Below are 18,788 nucleotides of genomic sequence, written 5' to 3' on the forward strand. Positions count from 1 at the left end.
TAATTTTTAGAATTATGCGATTTATCATAGGTTTTGTACTATTATGTTCATGCTTATCAAGTCAGGCTCAAGTAGTATTTGAAGTTAAAAATCCTGATTATAAATTGAGCCCTTTAACTGGAATGAATAGAGAGCATTGGAAAGATGCAGCTAAATATTTGCTTAATGGTGCTTTTTCTTATGTTAAAACTGTCGATGATCCATTTATTTTTCCAAAGCAACCGGGTAAAAGTTATCCCCGTGATGGAAAACACAATGCGACGGAATTATTAGAGGGATTAGTTAGAACACTTTTTCTAGCTTCACCATTACTTAAAGAGGAGCCTAACTTAAAGCTCCAAAATATAGCTTTGGCAGATTATTATCGTAATCAAATTTTGAAATTATCAAATCCTAAAAGCAAGGGTTATATTGCACTACGTGCAAAGAATGGTGGCCCAAGTCAGATTTTGGTGGAGTTTGGTGCTTTAGCTATATCGCTGAAAGCAGCTGAAGAAGTATTGTGGGATCCGCTGACCAAAGAACAAAAAGATCAATTGGCACATTTGATGTTGAGTTATGGTGACGGCCCTACTATTGACATGAATTGGCGCTTTTTCAATATTTTTATATTGAGTTTCTTCAAGGATGAAGGATATACGGTAAACGAAGTGCTGCTAAAATCATTGCTGGAAAAATGCTTAAATGATTATAAGGGACAAGGATGGTATACCGATAGTCCGTATTACGACTACTACAGTATGTGGGGATTTCAAATGTTTGGTGGACTTTGGTCTGAGTTATTTGGTAAAAGGCATTATCCTGAAATGGCCAATCAATATTTGGCAAATTTGAGGGATTTAGGTAACATTTATCCGTATATGTTTGATGCTGATGGCAGAATGATTATGTATGGCAGAAGTATAGCTTACCGCATGGGGGCATCTTCTCCACTTCCATTATTGGCTCACTTGGACGATAAGAAGGATATAAATTTTGGCTGGATGCGCAGAATAGTTTCAGGTACAGTTTTACAATTTTTAAAACACCCTGATTTTATGAAAGATAATTTGCCAACATTAGGTTTTTATGGCGCATTTGAGCCTGCTGTGCAGGAATATAGTTGTAGAGCAAGTGTGTTTTGGTTAGGAAAAGTTTTTATAACTTCTTTGCTCTTGCCAAAGGATAATATATTCTGGACAGCTAAAGAAAATAATGGGGCATGGAATAAGGAGATAGTAAAACAAAAAATAGTTCAAAAATATTCGGAAGGCTCTAAAGTCTTAATTACAGATTATGCAAATATTGGTGCTTCGGAAATTCGTTCATGGAGTCAAACATGGAAGAAGGGGTATTATGAGGGGACAGAAAATTACACTAAATTATCTTACAATAGTGTATTTCCGTGGCAAGCTGATACGAAGGAAGGTGTGGTGTCGATGAATTATGCCATTTCTACATCAGGCAGCTTATTTGAAACTTTTCGTTACTATATTTTTCAGAGTTATAAAGATAATGTGTACAACAGGAAAGCTATTTGGGCTGCAGATACCACAGTACACATGCGCTTGGGTGATTATATGAAACATAATGGAATCGTACGCAAGGACACCTTAGTAAATGCAAGTGGGAAGCAAGTCAATTTCGGACATTACGCCCTTCCTGAATTTGTGGGAAAACCAATGCGACTATCAGAAGTAACGATTGGAAGTTATAAAGTAACAGTAATTGATAACGGAAAATATCAGTTGGCCTTAATTCCATTAAAAGGATGGGATAAAGTAAAAATTGAAAAAGCTATTGGTTTACATCCAGAATCTAAAACAAGTTATGTTATTCAGACCTCATCTAAAATTAAAGACGAGAACCATATATTTGAAACCATGCTCTTGTTCAAAAAAAGTGGGGAAAAATGGAGTAAATCAGATTTGTGATAAATTATCTTTTTATAAAGTTATGATTATTATATTTTTATAGTTATTTAATTCAATAGTGTCTTTAATAAATCAAACTGTGCTTGCCACAGATCTTGCTTTGCCTTGTGGTAATTTTTCAACGCTTCGCTGTATGCAGTAAGTAAAATTCTTCCTCCTTTATACGCTTCATGCTGTTCGTTTTTATTTTGTAAGGCAAGTGTTTCAATTTTTTTGTATGCTTCAATTTTTTTCTCCGCAGCTATGGTTTTCAAATTGTTTTGATTGTTTTCGATTTCCTCATTACGTGCTATCTCTTGAATTTGCTTGTCTATTAGTTTAGCATTTAAGGAAATCTTTTTGATACTTGGTTGTGTTATAAAATAGCCTGAAAGAGGAATTCGCAAGGCTAAATTCACAAAACTATTACCATACCACTCTTCTTTGCGCGCCAATTTTAATTCATTACTAAAATATTGTTGACCTAAATAGCCGTTAAAAGTTAAAGAAGGAAGAAGCTGTCTTTTTATTGATGCTAATTGTAATGCTGAAATATTTTTGTCTATTTCAAGGGATTTAATATCATAATTTGCATTATCTAAGTTTTTAATCATTAGGATAATCTCTGCAAAGTTGGATGTTAAGTGTTGAATACTATCCAAATTTGTGTATTTGCGTAATTCTTGATCAGCATCTTGTAATACCGACCAGGAATCATAAACTTGGATTTGATGTCTTTCCAGTTCCTGTTGTGCTACAATATATGTAGAAGATGGCTCTCTGCCTGCATCATATCGCTCTTTACTAATTGCGACAATCTCTTCGTAAAGTTTAGTATCCGCTGCTGTCAACTTATACTGCTCGGTCGCAAATACAATAGAAGCATATGCTAGTGTGGCATCGCTTTTCCAATTTTGTGTTGCCAACTGTTGATCCAATGTTGATTTTTCAATTTCCAAAGATTTCTGCTGTTCTTCTACTTTACGCTTGGGATCAAAAATATTCCATTCTACTTGTACACCTGCTTTAGAAGACCATTTGGTCGCAAATCTAAGTGGGATTATGGCGCCATCTTCTGCTTTTGGATCAAATGCAATTGCAGGGACTGGTGTTGTAGGGATTATTAAATTACGCTGTATATTTGCATCAATATAAAATACAGGGATTCTATTTGATTTTATTTCTAATAATTCTTGTTGTACAATTTGTGTTTTGAGTTGATTCTGTTGATATAGCAAATTTTGGTTTGCATGCATCCACAACTGTTCAATACTCAATGATTGTGCATTCAAAAAGCCAGGGAAAGCCAAGAGTATGTAGAATGTTAATTTTTTCATAGGTTAAAATACTGAGGCAGGTTCTAGTTTTGCAATCTTACGTACAGCGAATAAAGAACCACCTACAGAAATTAATAGTGTGATAAATAGAAGGAAAAGTGCAAATCCCCATGTAATATCGATTGCTAAACCTGAGTTAGCAACTCCATATTTGAATCCAAAGAGCAGGAGGATGGCTATCATATAACCTATAACAGCATACAAAAATGCCTGTGCGATAATCAACTTATTTACATAGCCTTTTGTTGCGCCTATAGCTTTTAATGTACCATAGTCTTTAATACGATCAAGGGCTGAAGAATATAATGTTAGTCCTATAATAAAAAATCCACTGATCATAGCAAATATAACTAATGTACCAAAGCTCATGCCCATGTTTGAGCTAATTAAAATCTCTTTAACTGTAGAGCTTTTGAGTTTTTGTGCGTCCCAAGCACGTAATTGTGGGAATAGTTGCTCAATATCTTGCTGGACTTTTTCTTTCTCTTCTGCATTCTTTAGATTGGCGATTATGATACTGACCTTGGAAGGGGAGGCATTGCCTAAAACTATTGCATTTTCCATTGATGTGTACATCAGACTAGCACCAAAGGCTTGTGCATTTTTCGTAATTACTCCGATTTTTGCACTTTTACCATTTATTTCAATTGGTTTGTTGAGGTATAAGTCAGTTTTCCAAGTTTTTGCGTTATAGAGTTCTGCTGAAACGGAGAATGGTTGTACTAAGTCTGATAAATTACCTTCTTCGATTTTATCTGGAATAGGTCCCATAATAAATTGAGGGGAGTTTGCACCGACTAAAGTTACTCCAGCAGTCTTGCCGTCCAAGAATGAAGCTTGTCCAGGGGCTAATACTACTGGAAAGGTAGATTCTACTTCAGGAAGACTGGCAATTTGTTGTACTAAACGCTGGTCAATGGCATTAACAGCATTTACATTTGTACTTTGAGCTTCAATTATCCATAGTTGTTTATCTGTTATCGGAGCATTGCCAACAAGATTTCCCATCAAGCCCATTAGAAAGAATAGTAAGCTTAGCTGTTGGCCAATTAAAAAGATGCTTATCACAATAGCAGTGATAATACCAATACTTTTGGCCTTGTCGAACTTTATAAACTTAAAAGCTAATTTTAGCATATTATCTGATTCTTATACTGCAATCAACTTTAGCGTTGATAGTTAGGTTATTACCTTGTTCTAATTTGATTTTAATTTTTCGAACACGTCTATCTTCACCCTCGTTTGCTGTTTCATATAGAATTGATTTATTTGATAAGATAGGATTTGTAAAAAAGACTTCACCAGTAGCGATGGTGTCTTGTCTGCCTATAGGAGATATAAATACCTTTTGTCCAACTTTAATATCATTAGCAAACAATTCATCTACTTCAGCCTCTATTATCGGGTTCTTGATATTTATTATTTTGCCTAATTCTTGTGAAGCTCCTACACTTTGTCCTAATTTGGCAGTTAAGTCCGTAATAGTGCCGGAGGTTGGGGCTTTAACATTGAAATTAGCATTGCTATTCTTTACTTTATTAACTTGAATTTGTTGTTCAGTTTCTGTAATTCTTTGTGCTTTCAAATTTTGACGTAAGCCTCTTAAATCAGCTAGCTGTTGCTGCCAAGTGGAATAATCTGTGTCAAGATTTTCCTTTGTTTCAGCGTTTCTTTCGAATAACTTTTTTGAGGTTTCGTATTTTTCTTTTAATTCATTTGCGTAGATCTCTGCTTTAGAAATGTCTTCTATCAGAGTGTTGTTTTTAGCTCGAATACTGTTAAATTGAGCTATAGCCTGTTCAATATCTAATGAAGAATTTCCTGATTCTAATTCAATGATAAGTTGGTTTTCATAAACTGAATCTCCTTCATTAACATGTATTTTACTTACTCTGCCTGATGTAATACTTGATATAATAGCGATGTCATCTGCGGGAACTACTTTGCCAATAGCTTTAACATCAGTTATTGCATTTAGTATTTGTTCATTTGTCATACTATTTTCTTTCTCTTTCTTTTCAGAAGAACAAGAATTAAGTAATGTGATGGTTAGTGTAAAGATACTTAGCTTATTTATAATCTTCTTCATTCTTTATGGTATTGGAAACTTGTCCTTCTTCAACATATATAATTTTGTCTGCGAATTTTCGCAAACGTAAATCATGTGTAACTATTATTACCGCTTTACCTTTAGAAGCTAGAGATTTCAACTCATCCATAATCACTTCAGCACTTTTAGCATCCAAAGAAGCCGTTGGTTCGTCACAAAGTATCATGGATGGATTTGTGACTAAAGCTCGAGCGATGGCAACACGCTGTTTTTGGCCTCCGCTTAATTTTTTAGGTAGATTGTATATTCGATCCGATAATCCTACTTCATCTAATGCTTTCTTCGCTTTTTCCGCAGCTTCAGATTTTGAAATACCTTGCAAAATTAACGGTTGCATAACATTTTCCAGCGCATTTAACGGTTCTATCAAATTGAATTGTTGAAATACAAAGCCAATTTCACGTAGGCGTAGTTCTGCTAATTTAGACTCTTTTAGATTGGTAACTTCTTTTTCTTTATAAAATACTTGGCCCGAAGTAGGGTAAATGACACAACCCAAAATAGAAAGTAATGTTGTCTTTCCACTTCCTGATGGCCCCATGATTAGTGTTAATTTGCTTGTTTCGAAACTAATAGATGTTTTATCTAAAGCTGTTATTGTCGTGTCTCCAGTTTTGTAAATTTTATTTACGTCGTTTAATTTTACGATTTCTGTTGTCATTAGCAGCTATAAATCTTTAGAGAAATAACGAATTTCAATAAATATATTAAATATTTAATTCACCCTCACGTCCAATGTCAATTTTTTGCCCTGAAATTGCAGCAGAAGCAACTTTAATCAATGTCATAAACTTATTAGTTTTAGAATCCCAATAATGTGATTCTACAGGTGTTACTCTTAAAACACGAATACTTGGATCTTCTTTTCCTTTCTCAAAATATACCTCCATGAATTTGCTCCAATACTTGTCGATTTTAGATTTATCCTGTGATAGCTCAGCAATTCCATCAATACTTAAGAATGTGTATGATCCTGGATCACCAAATGCTAGAGAAATTTTATTGTTTGATTGCAAATTTTTAGATGTTTCACTTTCGGAAGATATAAGATACCAAATATCACCGTCGTCATCAACTTCTTGTCTACTCATAGGGGTCATATATGGATAATGACTATTTTTTGGAAAGGAAATCATCATCGCGATGTCTATGCGATTAACCAAATCTTTTAACTTATCGATAGCTTCTTTATTACTTAAATTTTCGTTGCTCATGACGTTAATGTTTTTCTTTAGAACAATTTCTGCTATAAATATGTTTTATAGAAAAGGAGATTGATAGTTATGATATTACAAATGAATCCAACTATTTATGTAGATACCCCAATTGGAAGGGGGCATGCCCTGTTTATTATTGATTATGGTATGCATCAAAATTCATGTTGGGTGGTAGCTATGGAAGATAATGGTATTGTGAAACATTTTGATGCGAATGATATAATTATCTGTACAAATTTTACTTACCACATTAATAACGAACGGAACTCTTTTGATCACAAAGCTAAAAAAAGCAAAAAATAACACACTAACTGAAAAAGGACTCTGTTTAGAGTCCTTTTGATTTAGCTTCATTCCAAAACACGTCCATTTCATCTAATGTCATTTCTGGTAATTTTAGATTTCTCTCGCTGGCTTTTGCTTCGAGATAGTTGAAACGATTGATGAATTTTTTATTAGTACGCTCTAATGCGTTTTCTGGATTAATTCCGATATGTCTAGCATAATTGGTAAGCGCAAATAGAAGATCACCAAATTCTTGTTCAGCCTTCTCTAGGTCAATATGTTTATGCTCAACGATATTATACTCGTTTTTGAATTCCTGTAATTCTTCTTCTACTTTTTTCCAAACCTCAGTTTTATCATCCCAATCAAAACCGACCCCACGTACTTTATCTTGAATTCGATAAGCTTTGACCAAAGCAGGTAGACTTTTTGGAACTCCCGCAAGTACAGATTTATTGCCCTCTTTAAGTTTAATCTGTTCCCAATTTGCTTTTACGTCTTCCTCATCGTTCACTATAGTATCCCCATAAATATGGGGGTGACGTGTTATTAATTTGTCACACACAGCATTTAATGCATCGGTGATATTAAAAGCTTCTTGCTCTTCAGCGATTTTAGCATAGAAAACCATATGCATCAGCAAATCACCTAATTCATTTTTGATTTCGTCTAAGTCATTCTCTAATATGGCATCCGCCAATTCATACGTTTCTTCAATAGTCAAATGACGTAGACTTTCTAAAGTTTGCTTCTTATCCCAAGGACATTCGATACGTAAAGTATTCATAACAGTTATTAACCGATCGAATGCTAATGCAGGCGTATGTTGTGTTTGTGGAGCTGGGTGTGCCATAGTGTAAGTTTTGTGCAAATCTAAGTATAAATGAATTAATCTAAACACAATAGGGTGTTAAGTTGTTATGCTATAATAAGTATAAAAATGAGGAAGTATGGAAACAAAATTTGATTATCAATCTGTCGTTGTAGCATTGCAAGAATTAAGCGATTTGGGGTATCGGGATGATTTTAATATAGATTTTAATGAATTGTTAGATAATTCAGCGGATTATGTGATTGACTATTTGTATCGATATGAAGGAAATACTAACCCAAGTGATGAATCAACTGTTTATGGTTTACGAAATCAGAATACAGGAACAAAAGGTGTGTTTGTCGTAGGTAATCTTTCCTTGATAGAAGGTAAAAAACGTGAAATCATTATTAATTTGGAGATTCAATCAAAGAGTCAAAGCTAGTGTTTTTTTACAACAGGATAATTGTGGGGTGTAATCCTTTACATCGACTTATCGTGCAGCATGATTTTTTTTATTGCTCTAGATTTAGATAAAATTATAACAAAATATGTGTGATTTTTGGACTGACGCTGTCGAAAAACTGCTGAGTGATTCAGAGGATCAAGAGGAAGATCTGTTGACGATTGCTGTCTGAAATTCAATAGTCAATAAGTTTTCAATATTAAAGTAATCTTAGTTGTATGCTTTTTATAAATAATTATGTTTATTTGATTTAAATATCAAATCATCGAATATGTTAGACTTTTTACTTGATAATGAATATTTCCATTCAGTTTTAATTTCAATTTGTTGCGGAGCAATAGTAGGTTTAGAACGCGAATACAAAAATAAATCTGCTGGATTCCGAACGGTAATTTTAATATGTTTTGGAGCGACAATTTTTACGATAGCCTCTCGTCTAGGTAATTTGTCTGATGATCGAATTGCTGCAAATATTGTAACAGGGATCGGTTTCTTAGGAGCTGGAGTGATATATCAAGGTCGCTTTTCGGTGCAGGGATTGACAACCGCTGCTGTGATATGGACAATGGCGGCTATTGGAATGTTGGTTGGATTTGGACAACATTTAGTAGGGATTTCGTTAGCTGTAGTTATGGTTGTTATTTTGTCATTATTCCAAAAGATTGAAACCCTTCTAGCTAGTATATTCCTTACGCGTACCTTGCATATCACATTTAAAGATAATTCAATTGAGCATTTAAGAGCATTTGAACAGTTTTTGAAAACTCATCAAGTTGAAGCTGTGCGTAAAGGAATGGAAAAGGATGATAATAGGTTGGAGGTTGTATTTGAGGTTTCGGGAAAGAAACAAAAGGTACGTATTCTCAATGAATCTATTATTCAATTGGAATATGTTTATGCATTTAGTAATATGTAAAAAAAGGCGCTCAATAAATGAGCGCCTTTTTTTTTACCCTATATTTTTATTACCAGAATGCAATGTATAATGCAGCTGTTACTCCGATTATTAGTAAAGATAGCACTAAGAAAGTAGGGGACATTCTAAACATTTTAGTATCTATTTCTAGACCATTCGGAACGACTCCTTTTGCATTTTCATAAAGACTTATGATTACCATACCTACAACACAGAATAAGAAAACTAAAGTCATTCTGTCCATAAATGGAATTTCATAAACACCTTCTGCATTAGGTATAGCGAAATTGATTGCCGAAAGGAATTCCAAATCCATCAGTTGTCCGGAGAACTTCAAAATCACAGAGAAAATAAAACCACCAATGGTTGCAAATAAAGCTGCATTTGAAGTGGTTTTCTTCCAGAAGAACCCTAAAATAAACATTGCGAATATTCCTGGAGAAACAAAACCTGTGTATTCTTGGATATATTGGAATCCTTGTTTTCCTTCTCCCATTAATTCATTACCTACTATTAGTGCAAGCAATGTACCTAACAGCATCGATACCATAACTGATACCTTACCAACCTTCACTAATTTTGCCTCGCTTGCATCTTTATTAATAGCTTTTTTATAAATGTCTAAAGTAAAGATTGTAGCTATACTATTCGCTTTTCCAGCTAACGACGCGACAATAGCGGCAGTTAACGCAGCGAACGATAGCCCCTTAAGTCCAGTGGGCAATAGCGTAAGTAATGCCGAGTATGCCTTATTGGGGTCTTGTGTACCACTACTTGTTAATAATAAGTCTGGATGAATTGCATCCATATCATGTTTTATGATATAATATACAGCTATACCTGGTATCACAACAATGAGTGGCATTAGCATTTTCAAAAATGCAGCAAATAACAAACCATTACGGGCTGTAGGTAGGGAAGCACCTAGAGCTCTTTGTGTAATGTATTGGTTACAGCCCCAATAGCTTAAGTTTGCAATCCACATTCCGCCGATTAATACACTAATACCTGGTAAGTCCATATAACCTTTTTTGTCAGGTGTAAAGATCATATCAAAGTGTTCAGAAGCACCTGATTGTAATTTTGATAAACCTGTAAAAAATCCTTGTCCTTCAGATACTATATTTAGTGCGATATATGTTGCAACAAACCCTCCAATAACTAATACCAATACCTGAATTACGTCAGTATATCCAATTACTTTCATGCCACCTAAAGTGATTATAACCGAGAAAATGGAAAGTAAAATAATACATAAAGTGACGTCTAATCCTGAAATACCAGAGATTGCAACTGCTCCAAGAAAGAGTATTGACATCAAATTAACAACGATATATAGCATCAACCAAAATACCGCCATGATCATCGCTACTGTGCCGTTATATCGTTGATGTAAAAATTGTGGCATGGTAAATATCTTATTTTTAAGATATACTGGCATAAAAAATATAGCCACCACAATTAGGGTTATAGCCGCCATCCACTCATAAGCGGCGATAGCTAATCCGATAGTATAGCCTGATCCACTCATTCCAATAAACTGCTCGGCAGAAATGTTGGAAGCTATTAGGGATGCTCCAATAGCCCACCAAGTGAGAGAGCCTTCTGCTAAGAAATAATCTTTCGAATCTTGTACAGCTGATTTTTTCTTATAATATATGTATAAGCCATATCCTGCGACTATTATAAAATAGACGAAAAAAACAATGTAATCTTGAAATTTCATAATATTAAGTTGGTTTTTAAAAAAAAGTTTAGGTGATTATAGAATTTCATGTGTCCCATTCGAGATTGAAACTGTAATCGGTTTTAAATTTAAACTAAATTTATTAAAATACAAATCACTTAATTTATTTATAACATCATTTGATTTTCCGTTTTTGATAATATTTATAGTACAGCCTCCAAATCCGCCTCCCATCATACGTGCTCCAGCGACTTCAGGATATGTCGAAACGGTAGAGACCAAAAAGTCTAATTCTTCACAACTTACTTCATATTCTTTACTCAATGCCCAATGCGCATCGTATAGTAATTTTCCTAAAGTTTTGATATCATTTGATTTTAACGCTTGAGTAGCTTTTAATAGACGTTCATTTTCCTCAACTACAAATTTTGCTTTTTGGTAATATTCCGCATTCACTGGTTTTACTAATTCATCCAATTGGTCTAATGTGACATCACGTAGGGATTCTACTTCAGTGTATTTTTCTTTTACCAGCGCGACAGCGGCTTCGCATGATTCGCGACGCTTGTTGTATGCAGAAGATGCTAAACTATGTTTTACATTCGTATTTAATAGTAAAATTTCATAGCCATCCAATTCTATTGGAATGTATTCATATTCTAAGCTTCGACAGTCTAATTTAATTAGGCTATTGTCTTGTCCAAAAACAGAAGCAAATTGATCCATGATACCACAACGAACACCTACTGCTTCATGCTCAGTTTGTTGTCCAATTTGAGCAATTTCTAATTTGCTCAAATTCAAATCAAATAATTTACTTAATGAGAATGAAGTTGCACATGTCAAAGCTGCGGATGATGATAGACCGGATCCTAATGGAACATCGCCTACAACTACAAGGTTATAACCTTTGACTGCGTCTGTTCTTTGTCGAAGTATGCGCGTGACTCCTAATATATAATTTGTCCATAGTTCTGGACCAAAAGCTAATGATGCTACATCTGTTTGGTAGCTCTCGTTATAATCTATAGAATGTAATACGATTTGATCGTCATTACGTTTTGCAATTCCTATATACACACTTTTGTCAATTGCTGCGGGAAGCACAAATCCATTGTTGTAATCGGTATGTTCGCCAATTACATTAATTCTTCCAGGTGATTTTACTATAACTTCGGGATCTTTGTTAAAGACTTGATTAAAAGTTTCTTTTATAACTTCTGCTAAACTCATAATTTATGCTTGTTTATAATGTATTGTGCTTTGTTTCTTTATAATTTCTGCCGCTGTTTCAGGAGTTATGTCTCGTTGCGGTCCACCTAACATCTCATAGCCTACCATAAATTTCTTAACAGAAGCTGATCGTAATAAAGGAGGATAGAAGTGCATATGCCAATGCCACTCAGGATGTATACCATCATTAACAGGAGCTTGGTGCATACCTGCGGAGTATGGAAAAGAAGTGCTAAAAATGTTGTCATATCGAATAGTTAATTCTTGCAATGTCTTTGCTAGATCTTCTTTTTCGTCAGGTGTGAATTCTGTGATATTTTGAATATGTCTTTTGCTAATCACGATGGTTTCGAATGGCCAAGTAGCCCAGTAAGGTACAAGTGCCACAAAATGTGCGTTGTCGATGATGATTCTTTCTTTCAGACTCAATTCTAAATCCAAATAAGCTTTAAGGAGCGAAACACTATTTTTAGCAAAATACTCTTTTTGCCTAGCTGTTTCTATCAAAATTTCATTGGGTAAAGAGCTCTGTGACCAGATTTGACCATGCGGATGAGGGTTGCTACAGCCCATTATTGCACCTTTATTTTCAAATATTTGGATATATTTAATCCAATCTTTCTTGGATAGTTCCTCGAATTCGTTTTGCCAAAGATCGATAACTTTTAAGATTGATGGAACATCCATTTCTGGTAAGGTCAAATCATGTCTAGGGGAGAAGGTGATAACTTTGCAGATACCACGTTCTGCTGTTGCTTGTAATAAATCTACATTGTTATACTCGCCCTCCTCTGTATTTTCAAGAATTGCTGAAAAATCATTGGTGAAGACATAAGTGTCTTTATAATCGGGATTGATCGTTCCATCAGCTCTTTTATTTGTAGGGCATAAGTAACAAGTCGGATCGTATTGAGGTCGATCGTCATTTGCTATTTCTTCTACCTTACCTTGCCAGGGTCGGTTGTTTCGATGAGGTGAAACTAATACTTTTTCACCAGTGAGTATATTAATACGGTGATGGGGTTGATTAAGGTCTAACATGTGATTAAGTTTATTGGGGAGCCAATTTAGTAAAAAAAATGATTTCTTTACCTTAGTCCAATTGATTTGACAATAACAAAGCAAACAAAAGGGGCTTCCTTTTTACTGGAAGCCCCTTATTGAGATAAATATCTAGTGTGTGATATTTCTTAGAATGTAAATTTCACTGAACCAGTCCAAGTACGTCCCCAGCCCATTAATACGTTGTTAGATGTGTTTACACCTTTCCATACAGTATCATTAGCTCCAGCAGTTCTATATGAAGTAGCTTCAGAAATGTAAAACTCATCAAATAAGTTGTTTACATTAACACGGAAACTCATCGTGTTTTTAGGACTAATAGCAACTTTATAAGAGATACCTGCATCTACGATGTCGTAAGAAGGTAATCGTAAAGTATTAGAGCCATTTTTAGCTTCAGCAGGTAGCGCACCATGTAATCTGTCGTAGAATCTGTAATCTGCATCAATAGATAAATCTTTGATAATTGAATACCTGAAACCACCACCGAAAGCCGTTTGTGCAGCGTCACCAACTTTTACGCCGGTAAGATCTCTATCTGTAGTTCCTAAAACCTGACGGTCTTCATTTCTTGAAATTGTAATTGCATTACCATCGTATTTCCAATCACCCAAAGAAGCGAAACCTTTCAATGTGAAACCAGTGAATACGCGAGCTGCAAAATCCAATTCTAAACCTTGGTGATCTTGTTTAACGCCGTAATTCGTTTGGTATATCAAATCACCGACAGCTACTAAGTCAGGATTGTAATTATTATCAGTGATATCTAATTGAGAAGCAATATATGAGCTACTTGTTACACGGTTAGCCCAAGTGGTACGGTATGCATTTAAGTTTACATCAAAATACCTCGAAGCAAATTTGTAGCCTAATTCTAGACCCAAGATCTCTTCATTGAATGCATATGGATTAACATCATTTGCATAGTTCATGAAGATGTTATTTTGGTATGGTTGACGTGAATAATATCCTGCATTACCAAATAAAGTGTGTCCAGCTAAAGTATAGCTCAATCCACCTTTTGCATTGTATCCGAAGTTGTTAACCGTTTTTGATTTTTGCTTACCTTCTTCATATTGGTAATAATCCTCACGAATATTTTGTTGTTGAGAGATCGATCCCTGTACAAACGCTGTAAAACCGTCTTTGGCATACTCCATTTGACCGAATAAACCACCATAACGGATAGTTTGATCATACTCCCAAGCTAAACGATCTTCTTTAGATTTAGCAGAGTTAGTCCAAGTTTTCCAAGGGTTAGTTGTAAATTCGTTTGAAGTCTCATAGTTAGTTCTTGATATAGGATCTAACATTCTAATTTGATGAGTAATGCTCGGTGCACCTAATAAATCAGTAATTTGTCTATAGTGCGTACCTTTATAATCACGTAAATCAAAACCTAAGTTGAAGCTTAAATTTTCTGTTAAATCACGGTTGTAGTTTGAAACAATACCAAACCATTGGTGATTGTTCATATCAGCCGCTAAGTAAGGAACTTTAGCCGTTGTCGCATCAGTACGTGGAGATTGACCACCACCGCGTGCCATCGAAGCGTAAGCAACAGTTGATAAAGCTGATTTATCCGAAATCTTCCAATCCCAGTTTAAATTTGCTACAGGTTTGTGGTAGAAATTTTTGCGTGGGTTTATTTCCTCTCCATTGATTACAGTTACGTTGCCGTTGAATTTTCTACCGTTATTTAGGAAGTTTTGTAAACTTGATGTGAAACCTTGATTGTGCCACTGAGGCGCACCAGTTACCATAAAGTTTAGATTGTGGTTGTCATTTACTTTGTATCCAACTGATAAAAAGTAGTTTTGACCTGCTCCACCTGTTTTGTTCATGTATCCATCACCTCTCCAGTCTGTGAACATCGCTGATACTGCAAATCCATTAGCCATCAATCCTGTGTTGTAGGCGATTGTGGATTTACGCAACATATCATTACCAACTGTACGTTTGAAGAATCCTCCTTCTTGCATTTCAGTAGATTTTGTTACAAAGTTAATTGTACCACCTACAGATGAAATAGCCAATTTTGATGAACCAAGACCGCGTTGAATTTGAACCAAAGAAGCTACATCTGACAAACCATTCCAGTTAGACCAGTATACACGTCCATTGTCCATGCCGTTAATTGGCTGACCGTTTAATAAAAACGCTGTATTGGATTGATCAAAACCACGTGTAGTCATTGATGATTCACCAAAACCTCGTGCTTGACTAGTTACATAAACTGAAGGTGTGTTCACTAAAGCTGCTGTGATATCTTGTCCACCAACTTTTTCTTCAATTATTTGTCTTGTAATTGTTGATACAGCGATAGGAGTCAAGCGATCCTCTGCAATATCAATGATTCCTCTACCTACAACTACAACTTCATCTAAGGATTGCTCATCAGTAGGTGTCAATATTACTGTACCAATTGGAGCTGTTGAAGAGAAATTAATTTGTTGCGTTTGGTGGCCGATGAATTTGATTTGAAGTTGGCCGTTAGATTGGTTGGTAGTCAGGGTGAAGTTTCCGTTAGCATCAGTAGATGTGCCTTCTTTACTTCCAGCTACTAAAATTGTGGCGCCAGCTACAGGCTGCTTGCCATCAGTTACTTTACCAGTGATTACTTGTTGGGCTAATGCAACATTACTAGTAAGCATGAATGCCACAGAGGCATACAAGAGGGTAGATTTTTTGTTCATCTTTTTGAGATAAATGTTAAATTGGTTGCAAAGGTAACTTATTTTTTTAAAAGTGTAAAATATTGTTAATTGTTGATTATTTCGTGTTTTTTGTTTTATTTTGATAGGACTTTTTTTTATTCTATAGCGACATTGGTTTCTTGTGTAACTATTTTTTAAAAGTTTTAATTTGGCTATTCAGATTCTTAAATGAGGTTTTGGAGATTTACTAGGGGGGGATGGATATGAAGGAATGTTATTCGTGTAATTTCTTTGTTACTTTTTTAGTTAGAAATATAAAAGTATAATTACACTTTATGAAATTTGTAAAAAATATTAGCAAAAGCAGTCAAATAGGAAATATAATTGAAAAATATTATCTATTTGTAATTAAGTATTGTATGAGATAGAAAAATATGTATTAAGCTTTTGTTAAGAGTTAAAAAGTGTTAAATCTCTTCTTATTTTTGTATTAAAATTATTTAAAAGCAAATATGAAAAGAAATCTACTTAAAGGCATTCATGAATTAAAATCCTTTACGATTTGTTTGTTGTTCTTACTAATTAGTAATGTAAGTATGGCGCAAGTTTCTGTAAAAGGACAGGTGATTGATGCAATTACACGTGAGTCTATTATTGGAGCTACTGTCTCAATTAAAGGAACCGCTACATCAACGATAACCAATACTGACGGGAAATTTGTATTGAACACAACTGCTCAACAAATCATTCTGGTTGTAAATTATTTAAGCTATAATGAAAAGGAGATATCTTTAAAAGATGGCGAAAGGTCAAAATTTAATGTAATTGAATTAGAGTCAAATATGACTTCTATATCGGAGGTTTTTGTGAGATTCAATAGTATGGCTATTGATAGAAAGACTCCAGTAGCTGTATCTACAATCAACGCTTCTCTAATCGAAGAGAAATTGGGTAGCCAAGAGTTTCCTGAATTACTTAATTCTACTCCAGGTGTATATGCTACTAGAGCGGGAGGTGGCTTTGGTGATTCTAGATTGAACTTAAGAGGATTCCAAAGTGAAAATGTCGCAGTTATGATTAATGGAGTTCCTGTAAATGGTATGGAGAATGGAAAGATATATTGGTCTAATTGGGCTGGTCTATCTGAAGTTACTCGTTTTATGCAGGTACAACGTGGTTTGGGTGCCTCAAAAGTAGCAGTACCATCTATTGGAGGTACAATTAACATTGCTACAAAAACTATTGATGCTACTAAAGGTGGGCACTTATATCAGGGGTTTGGTAATGATGGATATAATAAAACTTCTTTTTCATATTCTTCTGGCTTGATGGATAACGGATGGGCTTTCTCTGTTTTAGGTTCTAAAAATACAGGAAATGGTTGGATGGAAGGTGGTAAATTTGAAGCGTATAATTACTTTTTTAATGTTTCAAAAAAGATCAATGAAGCTCATACATTAGCATTAACTGCATTCGGTGCTCCGCAAAATCACTCTCAGCGCTTTGATCGATTGACAATTCAAGAGTACAGAGATGCGCCACAAGGGTTGAAATATAATGCTAACTGGGGTGTTTTGAATGGTGAGTATCAAACTATAAGTCAAAATGAGTATCACAAGCCTCAAATTTCATTAAATCACAATTGGACCATTAATTCAACATCATCTTTATCTACCTCAGCTTATGCTTCTATAGCTACTGGTGGTAGTACTATAGATGCTGGAAGTTTAGATTTTAATACTTTTAGAACGAATGGCGCTTATTCACCAATTGATATCGATGCAATTGTTCAACAAAATATAGCTAACCCAGATGGTAGTGCATTAGGTTATTTAAGAACTTCAGTAAACGATCATCAATGGTATGGTGTTTTGAGTACTTATACTAAGAAAGTCAATGATAGATTTGACATACTTGCAGGTATAGATGGACGTTACTATAGAGGTAAGCACTATCAAACGGTGTCAAATTTACTAGGTGCTAAATATGTAGCGGATAATTCGGACTTGAATAACCCGTACAATAGAGCAACAGTAGGTGATAGAGTTTCTTTTGATAATGATGGTGTCATTGGCTGGGGAGGCGCATTTTTACAAGGAGAGTATAGCCATGGACCATTGTCAACTTTTGTGACATTATCTGGATCGAACTCCTCTTACCAACGTATTGATTATTTTAAATTTTTAGATTCTGACACTAAGCAAAAATCTGAAGTCGTAAATACACTTGGTTATCAAGTGAAAGGTGGTGCGAATTATAACATCAATACAAACCACAATGTATTTGCTAACATCGGATATTTTGAGAAAGCACCATTCTTTAATGCAGTATTCATGAACAATTCAAATACGGTAAATGAGGCAGCAGAAAGAGAGAAAATAATGAGTTATGAATTAGGTTACGGATTTAGAACGTCAACTTTTTCAGCTAATATTAATGCATATCACACAGCTTGGAAGGATAAGTCCTTTACCCGTTCATTCCAAAATGATGGAATAAACTATTTTGGTAATTTCCTAGGAGTTGATGCTTTGCACAAAGGTATTGAGTTAGATTTCAATTATAGACCTACGAATGCCTTAAATATTAAAGGTATGGTTTCTGTTGGAGACTGGAAATGGACAAATAATTTACCGCAATTACAAATTTTTGACGAAGCTCAAAATCCAGTAGGACAACCGGTAGGACCTATCTACATGAAGGATATCAAAGTTGGTGATTCACCTCAAACTTCTATGTTTCTTGGCGTTAATTATGACGTATTTGAGAGTTTGAAATTAGGCATTGATTATAATTATTTCGCTAATTTTCATTCAGATTTTAATCCTACAACGCTTATTCAAGAAAACATGGAAGTATGGAAGGTACCAAATTATTCATTGTTGGGTGTAAATGCGGTTTTAAAATTGAAAATTGCAGGTTTGAAAACTTCTTTATTCGCGAATGTTAATAATCTGTTGGATACGGAGTATATTTCTGATGGTTATGCGATATTTAGTCCTGAGTCTGCTTCTTCTTCAAGATTGATTAGTAATTCTTCAAACACGCAAGTGTATTATGGTGTAGGAAGAACTTGGACGACTGGTTTAAAAATTAACTTCTAAAAATTAAATGA

15 protein-coding genes are annotated in these 18,788 nt (G+C 34.7%); 5 read left to right on the top strand and 10 right to left on the bottom strand.

Going from position 1 to position 18,788, the window contains the following annotated elements; all coding sequences use genetic code 11:
* The first annotated feature begins 14 nt into the window (after positions 1-14).
* A complete protein-coding gene (locus IPZ78_RS06610; RefSeq protein ID WP_225552207.1) occupies positions 15-1,913 on the top strand; it encodes a DUF2264 domain-containing protein in 1,899 nt (632 codons plus the stop codon).
* A 47-nt stretch (positions 1,914-1,960) separates the two neighbouring features.
* Here IPZ78_RS06610 and IPZ78_RS06615 read toward each other — a convergent pair whose 3' ends face one another.
* The 5 genes from IPZ78_RS06615 to IPZ78_RS06635 all read right to left on the bottom strand — a co-directional run bounded on the left by IPZ78_RS06615 (position 1,961) and on the right by IPZ78_RS06635 (position 6,553).
* Positions 1,961-3,229 carry a TolC family protein gene (locus tag IPZ78_RS06615; protein ID WP_225552208.1) on the bottom strand — a complete coding sequence of 423 codons (1,269 nt, stop codon included), beginning with the start codon at positions 3,227-3,229 and terminating at the stop codon, positions 1,961-1,963.
* Between the two features lie 3 nt (positions 3,230-3,232).
* Complete coding sequence (locus tag IPZ78_RS17310) at positions 3,233-4,297, bottom strand: ABC transporter permease (protein WP_225552209.1); 1,065 nt, start codon at positions 4,295-4,297, stop codon at positions 3,233-3,235.
* A gap of 70 nt (positions 4,298-4,367) precedes the next feature.
* Entirely contained in the window at positions 4,368-5,318 is a 951-nt protein-coding gene (locus tag IPZ78_RS06625) for an efflux RND transporter periplasmic adaptor subunit (protein WP_225552210.1), read from the bottom strand.
* On the bottom strand, positions 5,299-6,000 hold the full coding sequence (locus IPZ78_RS06630; protein WP_225552211.1) for an ABC transporter ATP-binding protein: 702 nt from the start codon (positions 5,998-6,000) through the stop codon (positions 5,299-5,301). The genes IPZ78_RS06625 and IPZ78_RS06630 overlap by 20 nt, the downstream gene beginning before the upstream one ends.
* 46 nt (positions 6,001-6,046) lie before the next feature.
* Complete coding sequence (locus tag IPZ78_RS06635; RefSeq protein ID WP_225552212.1) at positions 6,047-6,553, bottom strand: pyridoxamine 5'-phosphate oxidase family protein; 507 nt, start codon at positions 6,551-6,553, stop codon at positions 6,047-6,049.
* A gap of 81 nt (positions 6,554-6,634) precedes the next feature.
* Between IPZ78_RS06635 and IPZ78_RS06640 the strand changes: the two genes are divergently transcribed.
* Positions 6,635-6,859 carry a hypothetical protein gene (locus IPZ78_RS06640; RefSeq protein WP_225552213.1) on the top strand — a complete coding sequence of 75 codons (225 nt, stop codon included), beginning with the start codon at positions 6,635-6,637 and terminating at the stop codon, positions 6,857-6,859.
* Between the two features lie 25 nt (positions 6,860-6,884).
* On the opposite strand, the gene mazG is transcribed toward IPZ78_RS06640, so the two are convergent.
* On the bottom strand, positions 6,885-7,694 hold the full coding sequence (gene mazG / locus IPZ78_RS06645; RefSeq protein WP_225552214.1) for a nucleoside triphosphate pyrophosphohydrolase: 810 nt from the start codon (positions 7,692-7,694) through the stop codon (positions 6,885-6,887).
* Between the two features lie 97 nt (positions 7,695-7,791).
* Here mazG and IPZ78_RS06650 point away from each other — a divergent pair, with 97 nt between their 5' ends.
* Positions 7,792-8,097, top strand: coding sequence for a hypothetical protein (locus IPZ78_RS06650; RefSeq protein ID WP_225552215.1), 306 nt, complete (start codon positions 7,792-7,794; stop codon positions 8,095-8,097).
* Between the two features lie 292 nt (positions 8,098-8,389).
* Positions 8,390-9,034 carry an MgtC/SapB family protein gene (locus tag IPZ78_RS06655; protein ID WP_225552216.1) on the top strand — a complete coding sequence of 215 codons (645 nt, stop codon included), beginning with the start codon at positions 8,390-8,392 and terminating at the stop codon, positions 9,032-9,034.
* A 49-nt stretch (positions 9,035-9,083) separates the two neighbouring features.
* On the opposite strand, the gene IPZ78_RS06660 is transcribed toward IPZ78_RS06655, so the two are convergent.
* From IPZ78_RS06660 to IPZ78_RS06675, 4 genes are all read right to left on the bottom strand, one after another.
* Positions 9,084-10,760, bottom strand: a complete 1,677-nt coding sequence (locus tag IPZ78_RS06660; RefSeq protein ID WP_225552217.1) for a sodium/sugar symporter — start codon at positions 10,758-10,760, stop codon at positions 9,084-9,086.
* A gap of 36 nt (positions 10,761-10,796) precedes the next feature.
* A complete protein-coding gene (gene galK, locus IPZ78_RS06665; protein WP_225552218.1) occupies positions 10,797-11,954 on the bottom strand; it encodes a galactokinase in 1,158 nt (385 codons plus the stop codon).
* Positions 11,955-11,957: 3 nt separating this feature from the next.
* Complete coding sequence (locus tag IPZ78_RS06670; protein ID WP_225552219.1) at positions 11,958-12,995, bottom strand: UDP-glucose--hexose-1-phosphate uridylyltransferase; 1,038 nt, start codon at positions 12,993-12,995, stop codon at positions 11,958-11,960.
* 149 nt (positions 12,996-13,144) lie between these two features.
* Positions 13,145-15,712: a TonB-dependent receptor gene (locus IPZ78_RS06675; protein WP_225552220.1), complete on the bottom strand. Its 2,568-nt coding sequence runs from the start codon at positions 15,710-15,712 to the stop codon at positions 13,145-13,147.
* Positions 15,713-16,185: 473 nt separating this feature from the next.
* On the opposite strand from IPZ78_RS06675, the gene IPZ78_RS06680 reads away from it, so the two are divergent.
* A complete protein-coding gene (locus IPZ78_RS06680; protein ID WP_225552221.1) occupies positions 16,186-18,777 on the top strand; it encodes a TonB-dependent receptor in 2,592 nt (863 codons plus the stop codon).
* The last annotated feature ends 11 nt before the right edge of the window (positions 18,778-18,788 follow it).

The organism is Sphingobacterium bovistauri, assembly GCF_020295405.1.
Lineage (GTDB): Bacteria > Bacteroidota > Bacteroidia > Sphingobacteriales > Sphingobacteriaceae > Sphingobacterium > Sphingobacterium bovistauri.

Excerpts from the sequence above, each read along its gene's own strand:
- IPZ78_RS06610 (WP_225552207.1), top strand. The coding sequence starts at position 15 with ATGCGATTTATCATAGGTTTTGTACTATTATGTTCATGCTTATCAAGT.
- IPZ78_RS06615 (WP_225552208.1), bottom strand. The coding sequence starts at position 3,229 with ATGAAAAAATTAACATTCTACATACTCTTGGCTTTCCCTGGCTTTTTG.
- IPZ78_RS06625 (WP_225552210.1), bottom strand. The coding sequence starts at position 5,318 with ATGAAGAAGATTATAAATAAGCTAAGTATCTTTACACTAACCATCACA.
- IPZ78_RS06630 (WP_225552211.1), bottom strand. The coding sequence starts at position 6,000 with ATGACAACAGAAATCGTAAAATTAAACGACGTAAATAAAATTTACAAA.
- IPZ78_RS06635 (WP_225552212.1), bottom strand. The coding sequence starts at position 6,553 with ATGAGCAACGAAAATTTAAGTAATAAAGAAGCTATCGATAAGTTAAAA.
- IPZ78_RS06640 (WP_225552213.1), top strand. The coding sequence starts at position 6,635 with ATGAATCCAACTATTTATGTAGATACCCCAATTGGAAGGGGGCATGCC.
- mazG (WP_225552214.1), bottom strand. The coding sequence starts at position 7,694 with ATGGCACACCCAGCTCCACAAACACAACATACGCCTGCATTAGCATTC.
- IPZ78_RS06650 (WP_225552215.1), top strand. The coding sequence starts at position 7,792 with ATGGAAACAAAATTTGATTATCAATCTGTCGTTGTAGCATTGCAAGAA.
- IPZ78_RS06655 (WP_225552216.1), top strand. The coding sequence starts at position 8,390 with ATGTTAGACTTTTTACTTGATAATGAATATTTCCATTCAGTTTTAATT.
- IPZ78_RS06660 (WP_225552217.1), bottom strand. The coding sequence starts at position 10,760 with ATGAAATTTCAAGATTACATTGTTTTTTTCGTCTATTTTATAATAGTC.
- galK (WP_225552218.1), bottom strand. The coding sequence starts at position 11,954 with ATGAGTTTAGCAGAAGTTATAAAAGAAACTTTTAATCAAGTCTTTAAC.
- IPZ78_RS06670 (WP_225552219.1), bottom strand. The coding sequence starts at position 12,995 with ATGTTAGACCTTAATCAACCCCATCACCGTATTAATATACTCACTGGT.
- IPZ78_RS06675 (WP_225552220.1), bottom strand. The coding sequence starts at position 15,712 with ATGAACAAAAAATCTACCCTCTTGTATGCCTCTGTGGCATTCATGCTT.
- IPZ78_RS06680 (WP_225552221.1), top strand. The coding sequence starts at position 16,186 with ATGAAAAGAAATCTACTTAAAGGCATTCATGAATTAAAATCCTTTACG.